Source organism: Ruegeria sp. BC7 (assembly GCF_056539165.1).
Genome location: NZ_JBQFUL010000001.1, coordinates 552011 through 573846, shown reverse-complemented (window position 1 = coordinate 573846; position 21836 = coordinate 552011). Strand labels below are relative to the sequence as shown.

Below are 21836 nucleotides of genomic sequence, written 5' to 3'. Positions count from 1 at the left end.
CGATGTGTGGAATTGTAGGCGTTCTGGGGCAGCACGAAGTCGCCCCCATCTTGGTCGAGGCGCTGAAACGTCTGGAATATCGCGGCTATGACAGCGCCGGGATCGCAACGGTCAATGGTGGCGATCTGGGGCGGCGCCGGGCCGTGGGCAAGCTGGTGAACCTCAGCGACTTACTGGTGCATGATCCCCTGCCGGGCAAGTCCGGCATCGGCCACACACGCTGGGCCACCCATGGCGCACCCTCGGTGACGAATGCGCATCCGCATCAGGCGGGTCCAGTTGCCGTGGTGCATAACGGCATCGTCGAAAACTATCGCGAGTTGCGCGCGGAACTGGCCGAACACGGCGTGGGCTTCGTGACCGAAACCGACACCGAAACCGTCGCTTTGATGGCTGAGCACTACCTGTCTACGGGGCTTTCCCCAGTTGAGGCCGCCTTTAAGACAATCGACCGGCTGGAAGGCGCGTTTGCACTGGCCTTTCTGTTCGAGGGGCAAGAGGACTTGATCATCGCCGCGCGCAAAGGGTCGCCACTGGCGATCGGGCATGGGGAAGACGAGATGTTCGTGGGCTCCGATGCCATCGCGCTGGCACCGCTGACGGATCGCATCACCTATCTTGAGGAAGGCGACCGCGCGGTGCTGACCCGTACCTCGCTGGAGATTCGCAACGAAGCGGGCGATCTGGTCAACCGCGACGTCCGCCGGATCAAGCTTGACACTGCGCGCGCTGACAAAGGCGGGCACAAGCACTTCATGGCCAAGGAAATCGCGGAACAGCCCGTGGTCGTGGCCGAAGCGATCCGCTCGTATTTGCCCACCGGCGGCGATGAGGTTGTTCTGCCCGCAGAGCTGGACTTTACCAAGCTCGACCGTCTGACGATGGTTGCCTGCGGCACCGCCTTCTATGCCTGTCTGACCGCCAAGTACTGGTTCGAGAAGCTGGCCAAGATGCCGGTCGAAGTCGATATCGCCAGCGAATTCCGGTACCGGGAGCCTCCGATCAGTGACCGGACCGCCGCGCTGTTCGTCAGCCAGTCCGGGGAAACAGCGGATACGTTGGCCGCGCTTCGATACTGTGAAGGCAAGGCCGACAAGATCGTTTCGGTGGTCAATGTCCCCGAAAGCTCGATCGCGCGCGAAAGCGATGTGGCCCTGCCCATTCATGCCGGGGTCGAGATCGGAGTGGCCTCGACCAAGGCTTTCACATGCCAGTTGAGCGTGCTGCTGATGCTCGCGCTGAAGGCCGCCTCGGATCGCGGAACGTTGACAGCAGACGAACTGGCCGACCACGCCGCAGCGTTGCGCGGCTTGCCTGCGGTTCTCAACGTCGCGCTAGAACAAAACGACGCCATCCGCGCATCCGCCCAAAGACTATCCGAGGCGCGAGATGTTCTGTTTCTGGGGCGTGGCCTGATGTATCCCCTGGCCATGGAAGGCGCACTGAAGCTAAAGGAAATCAGCTATATACATGCCGAAGGTTATGCGTCTGGAGAGTTGAAGCACGGCCCCATCGCCCTGATCGACAAACACATGCCGGTGGTCGTAATGGCACCGCGTGACGCCGTTTTCGACAAGACAGTATCGAACATGCAAGAAGTCATGGCGCGCAAGGGCAAGGTTATTCTGATCTCGGATGGAGACGGGATCGCCGAAGCCGAGGACGGCGTCTGGAGCACGATCCGCATGCCGCTTATTCACGAAAGCCTCGCCCCGATCCTGTATTCGATCCCGGCGCAGTTGCTGGCGTATCATACGGCCGTTGCCAAGGGGACGGACGTCGATCAGCCACGCAATCTCGCGAAATCTGTTACGGTGGAGTAGCAAGTCGTGGACGCCTATCTGGATCAGATCAAGGCGCATGCCGACCCTGAGCGCGCCGCGCAGATGGCGGCCTACCACAAGGCCGACCGTCTTTATTTGGGGGTCGCAAACCCGATCCTGAACGACCTGACAAAAGCGTGGCGGCAGGACCTTGACGTGGCCACTCGGGTCCAATTGGCCGATGATCTGTGGCAAACAAATATTCACGAGGGTCGCTTGGCCGCCGCCAAGTTGCTGACTCAAGCGCGTATTCGGCCGGATGATGCGGTTTGGGACGTGCTGCAAAGCTGGTTGCCGGATTTCGATGCCTGGGCCGTCGCAGACCATGCGTGTATGGCGATGCAAAAGCGACTGTCGGCCGATCCGGTCAGGCTGGATCAGGTGGAAGGCTGGACAACCTCTGACCACATGTGGACACGCCGCGCAGCATTGGTAGCAACCTTGCCGTGGACCAAGCAAAACCACCCCAAACCGGATGATCTGGACCGCCGAGACCGCATTTTGACCTGGGCTGCCGGATATGTCCCCGACCGTGACTGGTTCATCCAGAAAGCCGTCGCGTGGTGGTTGCGCGAGCTATCCAAGCACGACCCGTCCCGGGTTATCGCCTTCTTGAATACGCATGGGGACGCAATGAAGCCATTTGCGCGTAAAGAGGCCGGGAAATACCTGAAAGGTCAGTTTGAGTAGATCTCAAGCTCGACCAATTCATCGAAAGGCAGCAGCAATGCCCGCATCGCATCCAGCGACAACCGGCTGCCCCCACCTTCCGGCCCCGGAGCAGGCACCAAAGTAATGTAAGCCTGCGCTCCGGTCCTCGGAACCACTACCCGCCCGGTAAATTCGGTTTCGACCAGAGGTGTTTCCAGCCAGCGTCCCGGCGTTGTGGGGTCCCCCAGTCCGGCCACTGTGGTTTTCGGGCCAACCCAACTGGCAGCGGCGATCGCTACAGGTTCGGGGTCGGCAACTTCTGCCACTTCCACTGCTTCGGGCTCGGCCTGGGCCTGTTTGCCATCGCCCCCAAAGACGCGGTCTGTCGTGGACCGGACAGTGTCACACCCCGCAACAGCGGTTAACAAAACGAAAAATGCAATCCTCATACCAATAATCTACCGTTCAAGGGACATCTGATCCAGACCAAAGCGCAGTTCGCCCTTGTCGCAGCCGGGTCGCCGCTTTACCTATGTGGCATGACTGCTGCTCCGCTTATCGACCCGTTTGCCCGTGCAATCACCTACCTGCGTGTTTCCGTCACGGACCGCTGCGATTTTCGCTGTGTTTATTGTATGTCCGAGGACATGAAGTTCCTGCCCAAAAAGGACCTTCTGACCCTGGAAGAACTGGACCGGATGTGCTCGACCTTTGTCAACATGGGTGTCGAAAAGCTGCGCATTACAGGGGGTGAGCCCTTGGTGCGCCGGAACATCATGGCGTTCTTCAACGCAATGACCCGCCATCTGGATAGCGGCGCATTGAAGGAGCTGACCCTCACAACCAATGGATCGCAACTTCACCGCTTCGCCGACGACCTCTACGCGGCTGGCGTGCGCCGTGTGAATATCTCGCTGGATACGCTGGACGAGGACAAGTTCGCCCAGATCACTCGCTGGGGACGCCTGAAACAGGTCTTGAAGGGCATCGACGCGGCTCAGAAGGCCGGGCTGCGCATCAAGATCAACGCCGTTGCCCTGAAGGGTTTCAACGAGGAAGAACTCCCGCACATCACGCAGTGGTGCGCCGAACGCGACATGGACCTGACCTGGATCGAAGTCATGCCAATGGGCGACATCGGCAACGAAGACCGCCTTGATCAGTACTGGTCGCTGAAAGACGTGCGCAAAGAGTACGAAAACCACTACACGGTCTCTGATCTGGCCGAGCGTACGGGCGGACCTGCCCGCTATGTGCGGCTTGAAGAAACCGGACAGAAAATCGGGTTCATTACCCCGCTGTCCCATAATTTCTGCGAAAGCTGCAACCGTGTACGCCTGACCTGTACAGGAGAATTGTATATGTGCCTTGGTCAAGAAGACATGGCTGACCTGCGCAGTTCCCTCAGGGATCACCCCAACACCGAGGAACCGCTGGAACAGGCGATCCGCGCGGCCATCAATCTTAAACCCAAGGGCCACGACTTCGACTATTCCCGCCAGTCCGTTGACGGAAAGATGAGCCGTCACATGAGTCACACAGGCGGCTGACATGCCCGATCCCTCAGAACGGCCAACGCTGCTCTACAACCTGTATTGCGGCCTGACCGGGGTTATCGCGCCGATCGCTTGGCAATCGGTCAGAAAGAAAATGCAGGCCGCCGATGTCCCGGTCCAGCGTCAGCACGAGCGGTTAGGCCATGCAAGCCTGCCGCGACCCATCGGCCAACTGATCTGGTTTCACGCTGCAAGCGTGGGGGAAACCCTGTCCGTTATCACCTTGATCAAACGTCTGGGCCAGCGCCTGCCAAAGGCCGAGTTCCTTATCACATCCGGCACGCCAACCTCAGCCGCGCTGATCGCAAAGCGGATGCCCCCGCGCACGCGCCACCAATTCCCGCCACTGGACACGTCCGGGCCCGTTCAGCGTTTCCTGAACCATTGGCGGCCTGACGCCGGCATTTTCGTCGAAAGCGAAATCTGGCCCCGGCTCATCGTTGGAAGCGCCGACCTCAACATCCCGCTGGCCCTGCTGAACGCCCGCCTATCCGACAATTCCGTCGAGGGCTGGAAAAAGCGACCGAAAACCGCGCGGTTCATCTTGGGCAAGTTCAAACTTTTCCTGACCCAAAACGACAAGACAGCCGAAAATCTTCGCCAGATGGGGGCTGCGCCCGAACGCGTTCAACAAGGCACCAATCTCAAGGCTATGTCCGACCCACTGCCCGTTGACCAGAACACCGTATCGGAGATCAAAAACCAGATTTCTGGCCGCCCGGTCTGGATCGCCAGCTCCACCCATCAAGGCGAGGAAGACGCCGTACTCGCGGCACATGCGCAGCTGTTGAAACAACGCTCCGATTTGCTGTTGCTTCTTATCCCCCGCCATCCAGAACGCCGGGACGAAGTCGCCACCCTTATCACGCAAGCCGGGCTGACAGCCGCTTTCCGGTCTTCAAACGACGCGATCACAAACACAACACAAATCTATGTGGCGGATACTTTGGGGGAAACCGGTACATGGTACGCAATCTGCCCCATCGTGTTCCTCGGCGGCTCATTGAAAGAAATCGGAGGACACAATCCCTTTGAACCCGCACAAGCCGGGGCTGCAGTCATCACCGGGCCGGGTTACTACAATTTTGCCGAAACATTCGCGCCCCTGATCGAAACCGGAGGCGCGGTGGAAATAACCTCTGCCCCGCAACTGGCAGCTATCGTTGACAAATGGCTGTCTGACCCAAGCGCACTATACTCAACCCAAGCCGCCTCAAAATCCTGCGTCAATACGCAAAAATCTGCCCTCAACGATGTCGTCGAAACTTTGTGCGACAGGCTTTCTTTACTGCCTCGGGATCCCGCTTCATCTGGCTAAAAATATCCCGGGGGTGTGGGGGCAGCGCCCCCACGCACGTCGCCATTCACGCAGCAGGCATTCGCTGTTCCACAATCTCTGCCCACCAACTGCACCCGGCGGGAATGGCCTCATCATTGAAATTGTATTCCGGATGGTGCACGGCCGCCGTATCGCCATTTCCAACCAGAATATAAGCCCCGGGGCGCTCCTCCAGCATGAAGGCAAAGTCCTCGCCTCCCATGACCAACGGTGCATCGGCACAATCACCAGCCACGGATCGCGCGACATCAGCCGCAAAATCGGTCTGCTCATCGCTGTTCACCATCACTGGATAACCACGATAATAAGTGACATCGGCCTTGCCACCGAAGGTGGCTGCAACGCCGTTGCAGATTTCACCGATCCGTTTCTCGGCCAGATCCCTCATCGCTTCGCTCATCGTGCGCACAGTCCCTCTCAGCTTGACTGTCTGCGGGATCACGTTGAACGCCGTCGAGGACGTTTCAAAAGACGTCACCGACACGACCACCTGATCAATAGGGTCAGCATTGCGCGACGCTATTGTCTGCAAGGCCATGACCGCTTGCGCGGCAAGGACGGTCGTATCAACGGTTTCATGAGGCTTGGCCGCATGCCCCCCTTTGCCTTCAAACACGATATCGAACTGGTCGGTCGCGGCAAAAAAGGCGCCGGGGCGAATGGCAAAACTCCCGACCGGACGACCGGGCCAGTTGTGCATGCCATAGACCTCCTGAATGCCCCATCGGTCCATCATCCCGTCTTCGCACATCTCCCGGCCTCCTCCACCGCCTTCCTCGGCGGGTTGAAAGATGACCACGACGGTGCCGTCAAAGTTCCGCGTTTCCGAGAGGTATTTCGCCGCCCCCAACAGCATCGCCGTGTGCCCGTCATGACCGCAGGCATGCATGGCACCGTCTGTCTTGGACGCATAGTCCAGCCCGGTCGCCTCATGAATCGGCAGAGCGTCCATATCCGCGCGCAGACCGATCACCTTACCTTTGGTATCGGCCTTGCCCTTGATGACGCCGACAACTCCTGTGCGCCCGATCCCGGTTACGACCTCATCACATCCAAATTCCCTGAGTTTTTCAGCAACCAGAGCGCTGGTGCGATGGGTTTCAAACAGGATTTCGGGATTTTGGTGAATATCACGCCGCCACTCGGTGATTTCATTTTGCAGTTCCGCAAAGCGGTTTTTGATCGGCATGTCTATCTCCCATATTTTTCTTGTTCCCTGCTCTCGACCGTCAATCCAGTGCCGCAGGTCTCAGTGCACCGGACAAGATAACAATCATGATTGCAAGCGACAGCAGGGCCATGAATGCCAACCGCAATGTAAGCATCTCTGCCAAAAACCCAATAAGCGGAGGTCCAATCAATAGCCCCCCGTATCCCAGCGTAGCCACGCTTGCGATGGCTTGACCGGGCGGGACATGCGGGTCGTTGGCGGCTCGGCTAAACGCCAAGGGCATGATGACCGCATAGCCAATCCCCATCAGCGCAAAGCCTGCGAGCGCCAGCATAGGCTGCGCCGCCGATACGACCCCCAGAACGCCCAATGCCGCGCAAACCCCGCCAAATCTGGCCGTCGCGACCGGCCCGAACCGAGAGATGACCAGCCCTCCGGCCAATCGGAACGCAACCATGGTGACCGAGAATACAGCGTACCCCAATGCCGCGACACTCTCGGCTGCACCGGTCACGTCCCGCAGGAAAATCGCGCTCCAATCCGCGACCGCGCCCTCGCCCAATGCGCCGCACAAGGCTGTGAAGCCGACAAGGATCAGCGCCCCGGACGGCAAGGCAAAAACCGCGCCGCCAGACGACGCAGCCCTGCGGGACGTCCAGCGCACCCAAGACAAGGCCAGCGCCAAACCAACCACGACGCCGCCCGCCAGCAGAAAGTGCTGCATCACAGTCATACCAAGCTGCACCGCCCCGTACCCGCTGAGCGCACCCAGCCCGGCCCCAAGGCTCCACATCGCGTGAAACGAAGACATGACCGGCTTGTCATAGGCTTGCTCAACCTCAGCAGCCCACGCGTTCATCGCAACGTCCATCGACCCGTGAAACGCGCCGAAAACAAACAAGAAGGCCGCCAACGCCCAAAAACTGCCGGCAAAGGCCAGCAGAATAAGCGACAGCGTATAGAGAACCGCAATGACGCGCGTGATGGAGACCGCACCAAACTTGTCCGTCAGGCGACCGGTAATCGGAAAGGAACACACGGCCCCGGCTGCCATGAACAGCAAGCCAAGCCCAAGCGCTTCGTGCGTCAGCTCCAGCCTGTCCCTAACCGCCGGGATACGCGACGCCCATATGCCGAACAACGCACCATTCAGGATGAACATGGCGGCTACAGCCCGCCATGCGGCTACGATTCCAATCACGGGTCTACCCTCAGCTCTCCCCCTGCCCCGGTCAGTACTACAGACACGACACAGAATGGCAAACGAGGTTTACTCCAACCGCTTTCGGATTTGCCGGATCGCAAACCACACGATCAGCACAACCGGAATCGTGACAATCGCTGTCAGCATGCCCTTGCTGATCCCGGCTTTGGTCAACGGATACAACAGGTAGCTGACCAGCGAGACCGCATAGTAACTGATGGCAACCACCGACAACCCCTCGACCGTGTGTTGCAAACGCAGAGCTAGATCGGCGCGGCGGTCCATACTTTCCAACAGCGCCTGGTTCTGTGCACTGCGTTCAACATCCACCCGGGTCCGCAACAGCTCACCTGCTCGGATAGCCCGATCCGACAGGGCCTGCAAACGACGTTCAGTCGACTTCACGGTGCGGATCGCGGGGTCATAGCGCCGCATCATGAAATCGGCAAAGCTCTGACGGCCATCGAACCTCTGCTCGCGCAACACCTCGATCCGTTGATTGACGATGGCCTCATAAGCGCCTGTTGCGCCGAAACGAAACGAGCTTCGGGCAGACAATGTCTCCAGCTCAATCGATGTGGCAAGCAGGTCCGGCAAAAGATCATCAGGATGGGCCGAGTTATCCGTCATCTGCCCCATAAGCTGCGTAAGCTGCGCGTCCAACTCACCGATCCGTGGCGTCATCTGCTTGACGCGAGCAAAGCCCAGCATCGACATCGCCTTATACGTTTCGATCTCGCACAGGCGCTGAATGATCCGCCCGGTTCTGCGCCGTCCCGTGCCTTGGGTCACAAACAGCGCAAAGCGCATATGACCAGCCGGATCAATCCGAAAGTCGCTGGCACAAATGGCCGCATCATCCAGCACTCTCGCCACGGCAAGGCTTTCAGGCTCGAACCAATCGGACAGAGACGCCTTGACCGCCGCATCGCTCTCTAAATCCACGACCCTCATCATGGCCGAGGTCACACGCTGACCCGGGCTGGCCATCAACCAATCCGGTGGAAACACCTCAAAGTCGGCAGGGTTAAAGGCACGGTCGCTGACATTCTGCGTGATCGCGGTATAGGTCACAAACTCGGTATGCTGCTCCCACTTGAGCCAATGACGGCCGATCTGCCCCGCATAATGGGTGGCCTCGGGCTGCGGATGCGGCGCACCGTGACGATCCAGCAGATTGATCAAATGCGCCATATCTTCGTTTCGATCCCGCGCGACCGCTGCAGTGGGCTTCTTTATGGCCAGAAACACCACCGTACATGGGGTCGACGCCACCGGAAATGGCCGCGCGTGCAGTTCGTTGGCCAACGCATAGCGCAACGGATGGTCATCAATGGGCGTCATTCAAGGCTCCGGGTCTGATCGGCGCACTATACGATACCTCAAAAATACATCAATTCTCTTTTTATTTCATATGCTTACAAGGATACAACGGTATACAAATCCGCTATCTCATTGATTTGGCTGCCACAGCTCAATCGGGTTGCCCTCTGGATCATGGATACGGGCGAACTTTCCGACCTCACTGTCCCATTCAACGCGTGTCTCAACGAGGATTCCGGCAGCTTCAAGCTGCGTGATCATCGCGTCCAGATCGTCGACTCGAAAGTTAATCATCCATTGCTGTTCGGTGCGTCCAAAATAGTCCGTGTCCTGCGCAAAGGGCGCAAAGACCGTGTACCCGGCACTCTGCTTCCAAGGCAGCGGGTTGAGCTGGCTCACACCGAGATGCTTTTCATACCACCGTCCAAGCGCCTCTGGATCGCGCGCGCGGAAAAACACACCGCCTATGCCTTTCACTTTCTGCAAAACCAACCCATTCGCGATCAACTCCCGTCAAGAGTATCACATCCCGCCCGCTTCATCTGGCCAAAAATATCCTGGGGGTTTGGGGGCAAAGCCCCCAACAACAAAAAAAGAAAAGGGCGCCCGCAGGCGCCCTTTGCAATGTCCCTGAACCAAATGATCAGTCGATCATCGGCAGCAGCTTATCCAGCGACTGCTTGGCGTCGCCATAGAACATGCGAGTGTTCTCTTTGAAGAACAGTGGGTTTTCGATGCCCGAATAGCCAGTACCCTGACCGCGCTTGGACACGAACACCTGCTTGGCTTTCCAGCATTCCAGAACCGGCATCCCGGCGATGGGGCTGTTGGGGTCTTCCTGCGCCGCAGGGTTCACGATGTCGTTCGACCCGATCACGATGGCCACATCCGTTTCCGGGAAGTCCTCGTTGATCTCGTCCATCTCCAGCACGATGTCATAAGGCACCTTGGCCTCGGCCAGCAGCACGTTCATGTGACCCGGCAGACGGCCGGCAACGGGGTGGATCGCGAAACGCACCTCTTTGCCCTTGGCGCGCAGCTTGCGGACCAGCTCAGACACAGACTGCTGTGCCTGCGCAACCGCCATACCGTAGCCCGGAATGATGATCACACTGTCGGCGTCGTTCAGAGCCGCGGCAACGCCATCGGCGTCAATGGCAACCTGCTCGCCTTCCACTTCCATCTGCGGACCCGAGGTGCCACCAAAGCCGCCCAGGATCACACTAACAAAGTGACGGTTCATGGCCTTACACATGATGTAGGAAAGGATCGCACCGGACGAGCCGACCAGCGCGCCAACCACGATCAGCAGGTCGTTGCCAAGGCTGAAACCAATGGCTGCCGCAGCCCAACCCGAATACGAGTTCAGCATCGACACAACCACCGGCATATCCGCGCCACCGATACCCATGATCAGGTGATAACCGATGAACAGCGCCGCCAGCGTCATCAGGATCAGCGGGAACAGACCGCCCGACGCGGTGTACCAGATCAGACAGATGAACGAGAGACCCGCAGCCGCCGCGTTCAGCGCGTGACCGCCGGGCAGCTTGGTTGCCGCCGAGGTCACTTTGCCCGCCAGCTTGCCATAGGCCACGACCGAACCGGTAAAGGTGATCGCACCGATGAAGATACCCAGGAACAGTTCCACATGCAGGATCGTCAGTTCCGCCGCCGTTTTCTTGGCGATCAGCTTGGCAAACGCACCAAGATCGGACAGGTCCGCCTCTTTCGCGCTGTCAGCAATCGCCATGACCTGCGCCACGTTGCCGATCTCAAAATGCGCGTTGAAGCCCACGAATACAGCCGCCAGACCCACCAGCGAGTGCATCGCAGCCACAAGCTGCGGCATCTCGGTCATCTGCACGCGCTTGGCCACGTAGGAACCGATCAGACCGCCGCCTGCGATCAGCAGCAACGACAGCAGCCACAGGCCCGAGCCCGGACCAACAAGCGTGGCGAAAACCGCCAGCGCCATACCGACAATGCCGTACCATACGGCGCGCTTGGCGCTTTCCTGGTTCGACAACCCGCCCAGAGACAGGATGAAAAGGACAGCCGCAACAACGTAAGCGGCAGTGGTGAAGCCAATCATCTACCCGGCCTCCTTAAGATTTCTGGAACATGGCGAGCATGCGCCGGGTGACAAGAAAGCCGCCGAAGATGTTGATCCCGGCCATAAAGACAGACAGCGCCGCCAGCAGGATCACCAGGAACGAGCCCGACCCGATCTGCATAAGCGCCCCAACGATGATGATCGACGAGATCGCGTTGGTGATTGCCATCAGCGGCGTGTGCAGCGAGTGTGCAACGCCCCAGATCACCTGGAAGCCTACAAACACGGCCAGCACGAACACGATGAAGTGCTGCATAAAGCTGGCCGGAGCGACCAGACCCACCAGCAGCATCAGCGCGCCGCCCACACCCAGCAGGGTGAACTGCTGCTTGGTCTGCGCCTTGAACGCTGCGATTTCCTGCGCCTTTTTCTCCTCCGGGGTCAGTTCCTTGACCTCGGGCTTTTTCTGCGCCGCAATTGCCTGCACTTTCGGCGGCGGTGGCGGGAAGGTGATCTCACCCTCAAAGGTCACGGTCGAGCCGCGGATCACGTCATCTTCCATGTCGTGATTTATCTGACCGTCCTTCTCAGGCGTCAGGTCCGACATCATGTGACGGATGTTGGTCGCGTACAGAGACGACGACTGCGCCGCCATCCGGCTGGGGAAATCGGTATAGCCGATGATGGTCACGCCGTTGTCGGTCACGATTTTCTCGTCCGCCACGGTCAGCTTGCAGTTACCGCCTTTTTCCGCTGCCAAATCCACGATGACCGAACCCGGCTTCATGCTTTCGACCATGTCTTTGGTCCAAAGCTCGGGCGCTTCGCGGTTCGGGATCAGCGCGGTGGTGATCACGATGTCCATCTCGGGCGCAAGCTCACGGAATTTAGCCAACTGAGCGTTGCGGAATTCCTCGGACTGGACCGAGGCGTAACCGCCGGTGGCTGCGCCATCCTGTTGATCTTCCTCAAAGTCCAGATAGACGAACTCTGCGCCCATGGATTCGACCTGCTCGGCCACTTCGGGGCGCACGTCGAAGGCATAGGTGATCGCACCCAGCGAGGTCGATGTCCCGATCGCCGCCAGACCAGCCACACCCGCGCCAACGATCAGAACCTTGGCTGGCGGTACTTTACCCGCTGCCGTCACCTGACCGGTGAAGAAACGACCAAAGTTGTTGCCTGCTTCGATAACCGCGCGGTAGCCCGCGATATTGGCCATCGATGACAGCGCGTCCATCTTCTGCGCGCGCGAAATACGCGGCACCATTTCCATGGCGATCACGTTGGCGCCTTTGGACTTGGCCAGCTCCATCCCTTCTTCATTCCCCGCAGGGTTGAAGAACGAAATCAGCGTCTTGCCTTTGGTCAGACGCTTGAGCTCGGTCTCATTCGGCTGACGCACCTTGGCAACGATATCAGCAGCCTTCCAAAGCGCGGCGGCTGTTTTGACAATCTCGACGCCTGCGGCCTCATAAACGGCATCCGAAAACCCGGCCGCAGCGCCCGCACCGGATTCAATGGCGCAGTCGTAGCCCAGTTTTTGAAGCTGAACTGCTGAATCCGGAGTCATTGCGACCCGATTCTCACCGTCCATTATCTCTTTTGGTGTACCTATCTTCACCGGCATTATCCCCCTAATTTTCACTCACAATGAGCGGGTGGTCGGTATTGTTCATCAAGCATCCATGTATCCCGCGCAATATTATTTCGCAAGCGCAGCAAAACTTACGTTGTGTCATAACGCGTAAATCCTCAGATCCAACGGCGCGTGCTAAGCTCGTATCTTGCGAAGTCGGCGCGGAATGTTTTTCGCAGGCGATCCTCTTCTGGCAGAATGAAGCGGCGCTCCAGCAGCCATACAAAAACAGGTATCAGCACAAGAGACAGAACTGCGTCAAAGCGAAGAACGAGTCCCGTCAGGATAAGGATATCGCCCAAATAGATCGGATTGCGACTACGCTTGAATATCCCACTTTGTACTAACGATGTAGGTGTTTCACGCGGAATAACGGTCGTCCGGTGACGTCGGAATTCGACAATGGCCATCAAGACAAGGATCAGGCCTCCGCCAATCAGCACACCGCTCAGCAAGTCTGTGAACCCGCCATCCAGAGACAGTCCCAAAGATAGATGTTGCGCTTGAAGCCACGCGAGCGCAGCAAAGCCCAGCAACCAGACCGGCGGTATGTCGAGTTTACGCATGGACAGGGCTACTTTCTGCTCGGCCTCAAGAGGGAATGTCGCTTTTGCTCATTCGTTTACCGCTTTCTGACACAAATCGCAAAATAACAGATAGTCGCAGGAATTTTTTTCATCCACGGCCAGCACCGGCATCAATAGACAGGGGGTGTCGTATCAGCTAGCCCTTGTTCACTGACCAATATCAAGAGCAAGCCGATGACCGATTTTGCCGCGACCAAAGCCATGTTCGATTTACCTGAGGGCGTGATTTACCTTGACGGGAACTCGCTGGGCCCCTTGCCCAAAGCCGCTGGGCGTCGGGTCAGCGACATGATGACCGAGGAATGGGGACAGATGCTGATCACCGGCTGGAACAAGGCCGGATGGATGGGGCTTCCGACTGGGTTGGGAGATCGCATTGGCCGCCTGATCGGGGCCGAGCCCGGCAGCGTCGTAACCGGCGACACACTGTCCATCAAGGTATATCAGGCTGTCGCTTCTGCGTTGGACCTATGCCCTGATCGCAGAGTGGTTCTGTCGGACACTGGCAACTTCCCTTCGGACCTGTACATGGTGGACGGGCTGCTTCGCTCTCTGGGGCCGGACTACGAATTGCGTGTCGTAGCGCCGGAAGATGTAGCCGAAAACGTGACCGAAGACGTTGCTGTTTTGATGCTGACCGAGGTCGATTACCGTTCGGGCCGGATGCACGACATGAAGGCGCTGACCGAACTTGCGCATGCCAATGGAACCGTCACCGTCTGGGATCTGGCCCACTCAGCGGGGGCGATCCCGGTTGACCTGTCCAGTTGCAATGCCGATTTCGCGGTTGGTTGCACCTACAAATACCTTAACGGAGGACCGGGCGCGCCTGCCTTTATCTATGTCGCCCCGCGCCTGGCCGACCAGGTGCGCCCAGCGCTGTCGGGCTGGCTTGGACACGAATCCCCGTTTGCCTTTGACCTGGATTACCGCCCCGGCAGCGGGATTGAGAGGATGCGGGTCGGCACCCCTCCGATACTCCAGATGACGGTTTTGTCCGCCGCGATGGACATTTGGGACATGGCAGACATGAAAGATGTACGCGCCAAGTCCATCGAGCTGACAGAACTGTTCATCCATCGCGTCGAGGCCACCTGCCCCGACCTGCAACTGGCCAGCCCACGCAACCCCGACCTTCGCGGCAGCCAAGTCTCATTCCGCTTTGCCGAAGGCTATGCTGCGATGCAGGCGTTGATCGACCGCGGAGTTATCGGAGATTTCCGCGCCCCCGACATCATGCGCTTTGGCTTCACCCCTTTGTTCATCGACGAACAGGACGTGCTTAAAGCCGTAGAGGTTCTGGCCGATATCATGACGAACAAGCTGTGGGACACGCCAGAATACAAAGTGCGGCAGCGGGTTACTTGACCTCAAGCCCCGCGCCGATGATCGTGGCAAGGTTCGAGTTGGATCGGGTGAATTCCTGATAGTCCGTCGCCGACGTCTTTACCCCACGCAGCGCAAAGGAAATCATTTTGGCCGTTTCGCGCGGGCCGTCAAACAATCGAATTCGCCCCTGCTCTGCTTCGCACCCAAGCCATTCAGCGTATAGCGCCATCAGCCGTGCCTCTCCCTGAGTCACGATGTCCGACGCGGTGGACACGCTTGCATCCAGCAACTCCAACCCATGAGGTGATGACATGATCTCGGCCATGCCGTCCGTTTGAACATGTATCGCGTTGCCAATGATCTGAGAAACCGACCCCTCCATGCTCAGCGCTTCGGCTACGGCGATGGCCCGACGCTCATAGTATAGACCAGTCAGCTTGCGCAGGATCGCCTCTTTGTTGTCGAAGTACAGATACAGGGCAGGTCGAGACATGCCCGCGCCCTTCGCGATATCGTCCATCGACGTTTTCTTGAATCCATAGGCCGAAAACGCACTCAGCGCTGACGCGAGGATCGTCTGGCATTTATCGTCTAAAACAACGTCTTTCATTTGAGCTCGTGACATTTTTAACTCATTTTGTCAGTTGACTGCCTGACACTTTAAACTATCTATGTCAGAAAGTTAGCAAAGCCACAAGGCGAGAGGGTGCACGATGGCGACCAATCTTAAAGTTAACGGGACCTCTTATCAGGTGGACCTGCCTGACGATGTTCCCCTGCTTTGGGTCCTTCGCGATGAGGTCGGCTTGACCGGCACCAAGTTTGGCTGTGGCGTGGCCGCGTGTGGGGCGTGCACCGTTCACATTGATGGCGAGGCCGTCCGGTCGTGCCAGGTCGCGCTGTCGGATGTCTGGGGCGATGTGACCACGATCGAGGGGCTGGGCACTCCGGATGCGATGGCCAAGATTCAGCAAGCGTGGGTCGATCATCAAGTCGCGCAGTGCGGATATTGCCAGTCGGGTCAGATCATGCAAGCGGCAGCTTTGCTTTCCGAAAACCCCGCCCCCACAGACGCCGATATTGATGACGCGATGCAAGGCAACCTGTGTCGCTGTGGTACCTATCCCCGTATCCGCGCCGCGATCCACGACGCAGCCTCGAAGCTGAAGGAGGCGTAAGCGATGGCGTCCATTGGTAAAATCCTCCGCCGCACCTTTCTGATTGGCTCGGCCGCTGTGGTCGGCGGCGTAGCGTTTGGTGCGTATTACGTCACCCGCCCTGCGGTAAACCCGCTGAAACCGGGCGAGGGAGAGACTGCCCTCAGCCCCTTTATCCTGATCGACCAGCAGGGCGTGACGCTGTTCGCCCCGCGCGCCGAGATGGGCCAGGGTGTCATGACAACCTGGGCTGCCCTGATCGCGGAAGAACTGGATGTGGAACTGGATGACATCCGCGTTCTGCATGGCCCGGCTGCAGCGGCCTACTACAACTCGGCGATGATTGGCGAAGGCTTGCCGAACAAGGGCTACGACATCTCGGACTTCCAGCACAATCTGGGACAGGCTCTGGGCGTCATAGGCAAGGTGGTCAGCCTTCAGGTCACTGGTGGTTCAACTTCGATGCGCGATGGGTTCGAGCGGATGCGCGAGGCCGGAGCAACCGCGCGCGAGACGCTTAAACAGGCTGCCGCAGACCGGCTGGGCGTCGACCGTACACAACTGAAGACTGAAAGTGGCGCAGTAATTGCACCGGATGGGACCCGCATCCCGTACATCGAATTGGCTGAAGCTGCTGGTCAGATCGACCCACCGAATATCGAACTGCGCGACCCGTCCAAGTGGCGAATGCTGGGGCGGAACCTGCCTCGCGTGGATGTAATTGGAAAGTCGACCGGCACTGCCGAATTCGGGATCGACGTGCGCCCCGAAGGTCTGAAATTCGCGTCGTGCCGCGTGAACCCCAAGCTGGGTGGCGCGATGAATGGATTTGACGCCAGCGCAGCCGAATCCATGCCCGGCGTAGAAAAGGTGGTCGACTTGGGGAATGGCGTCGCCGTCATCGCCAACAACACCTGGCTGGCCATTCAGGCGGTCGAAGCGATCGACGTGGACTGGGCAGACGCCCCGTACCCGACCGAGACGGATCAGATTTTTGCGCAGATCGCAAAGGCATTCGATGACGCGCCGAACACAACTCTGCGCGATGACGGCGACGTAGACACTCTGCCCGAAGGTGCCACCGAGATCACAGCCGAGTATCAGGTGCCTTATCTGGCGCACTCGACGATGGAACCGATGAACGCGACGGCGCTGTTCACTGGCACCAAGCTGGACCTTTGGTGCGGTAACCAGGCTCCGACCTTCGTGCAGCGCAAGGCCGCCGCCACCGCTAATCTGGACCGCGATGCTGTTGAGGTTCACACCACCTATATGGGTGGCGGTTTTGGTCGGCGCGGGGAACTGGACTTTGCCGAAATTGCCACCAAGGTTGCGATGGCAATGCCCGGTGTGCCCGTTCAGACCACATGGAGCCGCGAAGAAGACACGCGCCACGACTACTACCGCCCAGGCGCAATCGCGCGGATGCGCGGTGCGGTAAAAGACGGCACTGCGGTGCTGATCGACGGCAAAGTCGCGACGCAATCCAGCTCTCATCAGGTGGTTGGACGTTACATGAACCTGCCCGGTGGCGGACCCGACAAGGTGATCGTCGAAGGGCTGTTCAACCAGCCATATGCCGTCCCGAATTACCGCATCAGCGGCCACGTCGCAGACCTATCGCTGCCCGTAGGGTTCTGGCGCTCGGTGGGCAACAGTCACAATGGTTTCTTCCACGAGACGTTCATGGACGAGATGGCGCACGCAGCCGGTCGGGATCCGCTGGACTTCCGTATGGAACTGGCCAACTCCGAACACGCACCCTCGGCAGGTGTTCTGCAAGCCGTCAAAGAGATGTCGGGCTGGACCGGAAAAACCCCGGACGGTATCGGGCGCGGCGTGGCGATGACCTACAGCTTTGGAACTCCGGTTGCGCAAGTGATCGAGGTGGTTGACGAAGACGGCACGATCCGTATCGCAAAGGCGTGGATTGCCTGCGATGTCGGCCTTGCGCTGGACCCCGGAACGGTCGAGGCACAAATGTTCGGCGGCATGATCTACGGCCTGTCAGCGGCCGTTATGGGGGAAATCACTTTCGCCGACGGTGAAGTAGAACAATACAACTTCCCGGACTACGACGCCCTGCGGATGCACAACACACCCGTCACGGAAGTGCAGGTTCTGGAAACCAACCAACATTTGGGAGGCGTGGGCGAACCTGGCACACCGCCTGCGATGCCAGCGCTCGGTAACGCCTTGTTCGATCTGACAGGCGAGCGCGCGCGGACCTTGCCGTTGATCAATCAGTTCAATTTGCTGATTTGATCCTGATGCGCCGGTCTGGTTCTTCTCTCCCGGACCGGCGCACGTTTTATGCGCTCTGCTGCATCAGGCTCGCTCCTGATCCGGTGGACCACGCGTGCACAGCTTCTCCAAAGGCTTTGAACAATGGGCGCGAGACGGGGTCGTTTTCAGCGTCCCATTCCGGATGCCACTGCACCGATAGTGTGAAACCGGGGGCGTCCTTTACGTAGATCGCCTCTGGCGTTCCATCGGGCGCGTGACCGTCGATCTCAATCCGGTGCCCCACTGTCTTGATCCCCTGCCCGTGCAGGGTGTTCGTCATCACTTCGGTCGCGCCCATGAGCCGGTGGAACACGCCACCCTCGGACAAAGACACAACGTGCCGAAGGGCAAATTTCTCCTCCAACGTGCCATCAGGCGGCATACGGTGATTCATCCGCCCCGGCAGATCACGAATTTCCGGGTACAGCGTGCCGCCCAAGGCCACGTTCACCTCTTGGAACCCCCGGCAAATACCAAAGAAAGGCTGGCCGCGTTCCACGCAGGCACGCACCAACGGCAGGGTGATCGCGTCACGTGCACGGTCAAAGTCGCCATGCGCCTCTGTAGCGGGCTCTCCGTATTCCTCTGGGTGAACATTGGGGCGGCCGCCGGTCAGCAAGAAACCGTCGCAGATTTCAAGCAGCTCCTCTACCGAGACATATCGCGGGTCCGCCGGGATCAGCAGGGGCATACAGCCGGACACATTCGCCACTGCCTCAGAGTTCATTGTCCCGCCGGCATGGGTTGGGTATTGATTATCCACCAGGTACGAGTTGCCGATAATACCAACGATGGGTCGCGACATTCTGCTTTCCTAATTCTCAATGTTTTAGAAAAGCTATCCGCAGGGTCTGAGGCGCGCAATAGCACAAGCCCTGTGTGTTAGCGCAAGTACTTGTTCAACGTTGCACACAGAAAACAATGCCCGAGCTGGGCGCGTTTTTGCCCCACCTGCCCATTTGTAAGGCGTTCCCAGAACGCAGGGGCCGGAGAGCCGCAATCGGCTCTCCCAGAGTTCTTTGAATCAGATTTCGCCAGTCAGTCCGGCAGCTTCGATCCCGGCCATAGCGGCGATGGCGTCATTGTCCGAAGTATCGCCCGTGACACCAACAGCACCGATCACGGCACCTTTCTTGTCACGCAGCAACACACCGCCCGGAACCGGCACGACCTGACCGCCATAGACGCCGTTCACGGCGGCCATGAAATAAGCCTGTGCCTCGGCGCGCGCCATCTGCGCGGTACCCGCCATGCCCAGCATGACCGAGCCATAAGCCTTGCCCTGCGCAATCGCAAAACGGCCGGGTGCTGCACCGTCTTCACGCTCAAACGCGATTACGTGCCCACCAGCGTCCAGCACGACTACCGACAAAGGTTTCAATTCCAGTTCGCGGCCCTTTTCCAAAGCCTTCCGCACAATCGTGCGCGCCTTGCGCAATGTAACAGCCATCCCTGATCCCTTTCATCTGGCTAAAAATATCCTCGGGGGTGAATTGGCCCAGCGGGCCAAGAGGGGGCAGACAGCCCCCTCGTTCCCACCCTATCCAATCACACCAAGCTGGCTTTCAGCTCCAACCGGCGGGCATGCAAAACCGGCTCGGTATAGCCCGAAGGCTGAACCCGCCCCTTGAAGACCAGATCGCAAGCCGCCTGAAACGCCACGCCGTCAAAGCCGGGCGCCATCGGACGATACAGCGGGTCACCTTCGTTCTGACGGTCCACCACGGCGGCCATTTTCTGCATGGCAGCCATCACCTGTTCTTCGCTGACCACATCATGATGCAACCAGTTGGCCAGCGCCTGAGACGAAATCCGGCAGGTCGCGCGGTCTTCCATCAGGCCGATATCGTTGATGTCCGGTACTTTGGAACAACCAACGCCCTGATCGACCCAGCGCACCACATAGCCCAGGATGCCCTGCGCATTGTTCTCAATCTCGACGGTGATCTCATCATCGCTCAGGTTACGGCCACCCAGCAGCGGTACGGTCAGCAGATCATCCAGCGTGCCGCGTGCTCCACCGGCGGCAAGCTCATCCTGACGGGCCAGAACGTCAACCTTATGGTAATGCGTGGCGTGCAGGGTCGCGGCGGTCGGTGACGGCACCCAGGCGCAGGTCGCGCCCGATTTCGGGTGACCGATCTTCTGCTCCAGCATATCGCCCATCCGGTCGGGCATCGCCCACATACCCTTGCCGATCTGCGCCTTGCCCTTCAGACCACAGGCCAGACCGATATCGACATTGCGATCCTCATACGAGGCAATCCACGGCGTCGCCTTCATGTCACCCTTGGGCAGCATCGGGCCTGCTTCGATCGAGGTGTGAATCTCATCCCCCGTGCGGTCCAGGAAACCGGTGTTGATGAAGGCCACACGCGACTTCGCGGCGCGGATACACTCTTTCAGGTTGGACGAGGTGCGGCGTTCCTCATCCATGATACCCAGCTTCACCGTATTGCGCGGCAGGCCCAGGATATCTTCGACCATGTCGAAAATCTCAACCGCGAACGCAACTTCGGCGGGGCCGTGCATCTTGGGCTTAACGACGTAAACCGAACCCTTGACCGAGTTTCCGCCCTCGCGCTGCAGGTCATGCATCGCAATCAGCGTGGTGCAGAGCGCGTCCATCAGGCCTTCGCCGATCTCGTTGCCCTCGCCATCCAGAACGGCCGGGTTGGTCATCAGGTGGCCCACATTGCGGATCAGCATCAGCGAGCGGCCTTTCAGCACCTCCTGCGCACCGCCTGCGGTGGTATAGGTCAGGTCTTCGGCCAGCTTACGGGTGAAGGTGGTGCCGCCCTTGGTCACCTCTTCGGCCAGATCGCCCTTCATCAGGCCCAGCCAATTGCCATAGGCGACAACCTTGTCTTCGGCATCCACACACGCGACCGAGTCCTCGCAGTCCATGATCGTGGACAGCGCCGATTCCAGATAGACGTCAGCGATGCCAGCAGGGTCAGCCGCACCGATATTGCTGGAGGCGTCAACGACGATTTTCACATGCAGGCCGTTGTTTTTCAGCAGTACGAAGTCGGGTTTCTCGGCCGTACCGCCAAAGCCCACAAACGCCGCAGGGTTGCCCAGCGCAGGCACCAGCGCACCACCTTCTACGCGCAGCTCGGACACATCCGCCCACGAGCCAGCGGCCAGCGGCACCGCATCATCCAGAAAGCCCTTGGCCCATGCGATAACACGAGCGCCCCGTGCTTCGTCATAGCCACCGGCGGCGGGCAGATCGCCCATCGCATCCGTGCCATAAAGCGCGTCATACAGGCTGCCCCAGCGTGCATTGGCCGCGTTCAACGCGAACCGGGCATTGGTGATCGGCACAACAAGCTGAGGGCCGGGTGTCGCGGCAATCTCGGGGTCGACATTGGCGGTTTCGATCTGGAAATCATCACCTTCCTCGACCAGATAACCGATCTCACTCAAGAAGGCTTTATAGGCGTCGGCGTCGTGATCCTGACCTTTGCGATCAACGTGCCAAGCGTCCAACTGCGCCTGAACCTGCTCACGCTTAGCGAGAAAATCCCGGTTCCTTGGTCCCAGTTCTGATACCATGCGCGACAGACCATCCCAGAACGTATCGGCGGTCACGCCTGTTCCCGGCAGGGCTTTGCCCTCGATAAACTCGGCCAGAACCGTATCGACCTGAAGTCCGCTGCGTGTCTGTCTGCTGGTCATGATTTTCCTCTCACCCATGTACGCCGTTGTA

General features: G+C 59.1%; 19 protein-coding genes. 7 read left to right on the top strand and 12 right to left on the bottom strand.

The genetic code is table 11. From position 1 onward, the window contains the following. Positions 1–2: 2 nt before the first annotated feature. Both glmS and ACR0KS_RS02625 read left to right on the top strand, forming a co-directional pair. Positions 3–1823, top strand: a complete 1821-nt coding sequence (gene glmS, locus ACR0KS_RS02630) for a glutamine--fructose-6-phosphate transaminase (isomerizing) (RefSeq protein ID WP_170562364.1) — start codon at positions 3–5, stop codon at positions 1821–1823. Between the two features lie 6 nt (positions 1824–1829). After that, a complete protein-coding gene (locus tag ACR0KS_RS02625; RefSeq protein ID WP_170562361.1) occupies positions 1830–2513 on the top strand; it encodes a DNA alkylation repair protein in 684 nt (227 codons plus the stop codon). Here the strand turns inward: ACR0KS_RS02625 and ACR0KS_RS02620 are convergent. Continuing rightward, positions 2501–2923, bottom strand: a complete 423-nt coding sequence (locus tag ACR0KS_RS02620; RefSeq protein ID WP_170562358.1) for a hypothetical protein — start codon at positions 2921–2923, stop codon at positions 2501–2503. The two genes, ACR0KS_RS02625 and ACR0KS_RS02620, sit on opposite strands and share 13 nt — an antisense overlap. Positions 2924–3013: 90 nt before the next feature. Here ACR0KS_RS02620 and moaA point away from each other — a divergent pair, with 90 nt between their 5' ends. Continuing rightward, positions 3014–4024, top strand: coding sequence for a GTP 3',8-cyclase MoaA (gene moaA / locus ACR0KS_RS02615; protein ID WP_170562355.1), 1011 nt, complete (start codon positions 3014–3016; stop codon positions 4022–4024). 1 nt (position 4025) lies between these two features. After that, the gene (locus ACR0KS_RS02610; protein ID WP_170562352.1) at positions 4026–5348 is read left to right on the top strand and encodes a 3-deoxy-D-manno-octulosonic acid transferase; all 1323 of its coding nucleotides are present in this window, start codon (positions 4026–4028) and stop codon (positions 5346–5348) included. A 46-nt stretch (positions 5349–5394) separates the two neighbouring features. On the opposite strand, the gene ACR0KS_RS02605 is transcribed toward ACR0KS_RS02610, so the two are convergent. The 7 genes from ACR0KS_RS02605 to ACR0KS_RS02575 all read right to left on the bottom strand — a co-directional run bounded on the left by ACR0KS_RS02605 (position 5395) and on the right by ACR0KS_RS02575 (position 13328). After that, a complete protein-coding gene (locus ACR0KS_RS02605; protein WP_170562349.1) occupies positions 5395–6558 on the bottom strand; it encodes a M20 aminoacylase family protein in 1164 nt (387 codons plus the stop codon). A 40-nt stretch (positions 6559–6598) separates the two neighbouring features. Then, the gene (locus tag ACR0KS_RS02600; RefSeq protein WP_480693103.1) at positions 6599–7741 is read right to left on the bottom strand and encodes an MFS transporter; all 1143 of its coding nucleotides are present in this window, start codon (positions 7739–7741) and stop codon (positions 6599–6601) included. A 69-nt stretch (positions 7742–7810) separates the two neighbouring features. Then, complete coding sequence (locus ACR0KS_RS02595) at positions 7811–9088, bottom strand: DUF3422 domain-containing protein (protein WP_170562346.1); 1278 nt, start codon at positions 9086–9088, stop codon at positions 7811–7813. Positions 9089–9196: 108 nt separating this feature from the next. After that, complete coding sequence (locus tag ACR0KS_RS02590; protein WP_170562343.1) at positions 9197–9553, bottom strand: VOC family protein; 357 nt, start codon at positions 9551–9553, stop codon at positions 9197–9199. A 157-nt stretch (positions 9554–9710) separates the two neighbouring features. Beyond that, complete coding sequence (locus ACR0KS_RS02585; protein ID WP_170384297.1) at positions 9711–11162, bottom strand: NAD(P)(+) transhydrogenase (Re/Si-specific) subunit beta; 1452 nt, start codon at positions 11160–11162, stop codon at positions 9711–9713. A 13-nt stretch (positions 11163–11175) separates the two neighbouring features. Then, positions 11176–12747, bottom strand: coding sequence for a Re/Si-specific NAD(P)(+) transhydrogenase subunit alpha (locus tag ACR0KS_RS02580; protein WP_170384299.1), 1572 nt, complete (start codon positions 12745–12747; stop codon positions 11176–11178). Between the two features lie 131 nt (positions 12748–12878). Further along, on the bottom strand, positions 12879–13328 hold the full coding sequence (locus ACR0KS_RS02575) for a methyltransferase family protein (RefSeq protein ID WP_170562340.1): 450 nt from the start codon (positions 13326–13328) through the stop codon (positions 12879–12881). Between the two features lie 195 nt (positions 13329–13523). On the opposite strand from ACR0KS_RS02575, the gene kynU reads away from it, so the two are divergent. Next, entirely contained in the window at positions 13524–14717 is a 1194-nt protein-coding gene (kynU, locus tag ACR0KS_RS02570) for a kynureninase (RefSeq protein ID WP_170562323.1), read from the top strand. On the opposite strand, the gene ACR0KS_RS02565 is transcribed toward kynU, so the two are convergent. Beyond that, entirely contained in the window at positions 14710–15303 is a 594-nt protein-coding gene (locus ACR0KS_RS02565; protein ID WP_480693102.1) for a TetR/AcrR family transcriptional regulator, read from the bottom strand. The genes kynU and ACR0KS_RS02565 overlap by 8 nt on opposite strands. Before the next feature lie 88 nt (positions 15304–15391). On the opposite strand from ACR0KS_RS02565, the gene ACR0KS_RS02560 reads away from it, so the two are divergent. Then, a complete protein-coding gene (locus ACR0KS_RS02560; protein ID WP_170410903.1) occupies positions 15392–15856 on the top strand; it encodes a (2Fe-2S)-binding protein in 465 nt (154 codons plus the stop codon). A gap of 3 nt (positions 15857–15859) precedes the next feature. Beyond that, positions 15860–18100: a molybdopterin cofactor-binding domain-containing protein gene (locus ACR0KS_RS02555; RefSeq protein ID WP_170562320.1), complete on the top strand. Its 2241-nt coding sequence runs from the start codon at positions 15860–15862 to the stop codon at positions 18098–18100. Positions 18101–18146: 46 nt separating this feature from the next. Here ACR0KS_RS02555 and ACR0KS_RS02550 read toward each other — a convergent pair whose 3' ends face one another. From ACR0KS_RS02550 to ACR0KS_RS02540, 3 genes are all read right to left on the bottom strand, one after another. After that, the gene (locus ACR0KS_RS02550; protein ID WP_170483846.1) at positions 18147–18926 is read right to left on the bottom strand and encodes a gamma-glutamyl-gamma-aminobutyrate hydrolase family protein; all 780 of its coding nucleotides are present in this window, start codon (positions 18924–18926) and stop codon (positions 18147–18149) included. 219 nt (positions 18927–19145) lie between these two features. Then, positions 19146–19571, bottom strand: coding sequence for a GlcG/HbpS family heme-binding protein (locus ACR0KS_RS02545; RefSeq protein WP_170410912.1), 426 nt, complete (start codon positions 19569–19571; stop codon positions 19146–19148). Between the two features lie 98 nt (positions 19572–19669). Further along, positions 19670–21805, bottom strand: coding sequence for a malate synthase G (locus ACR0KS_RS02540; RefSeq protein ID WP_170562317.1), 2136 nt, complete (start codon positions 21803–21805; stop codon positions 19670–19672). Between the last annotated feature and the right edge of the window lie 31 nt (positions 21806–21836).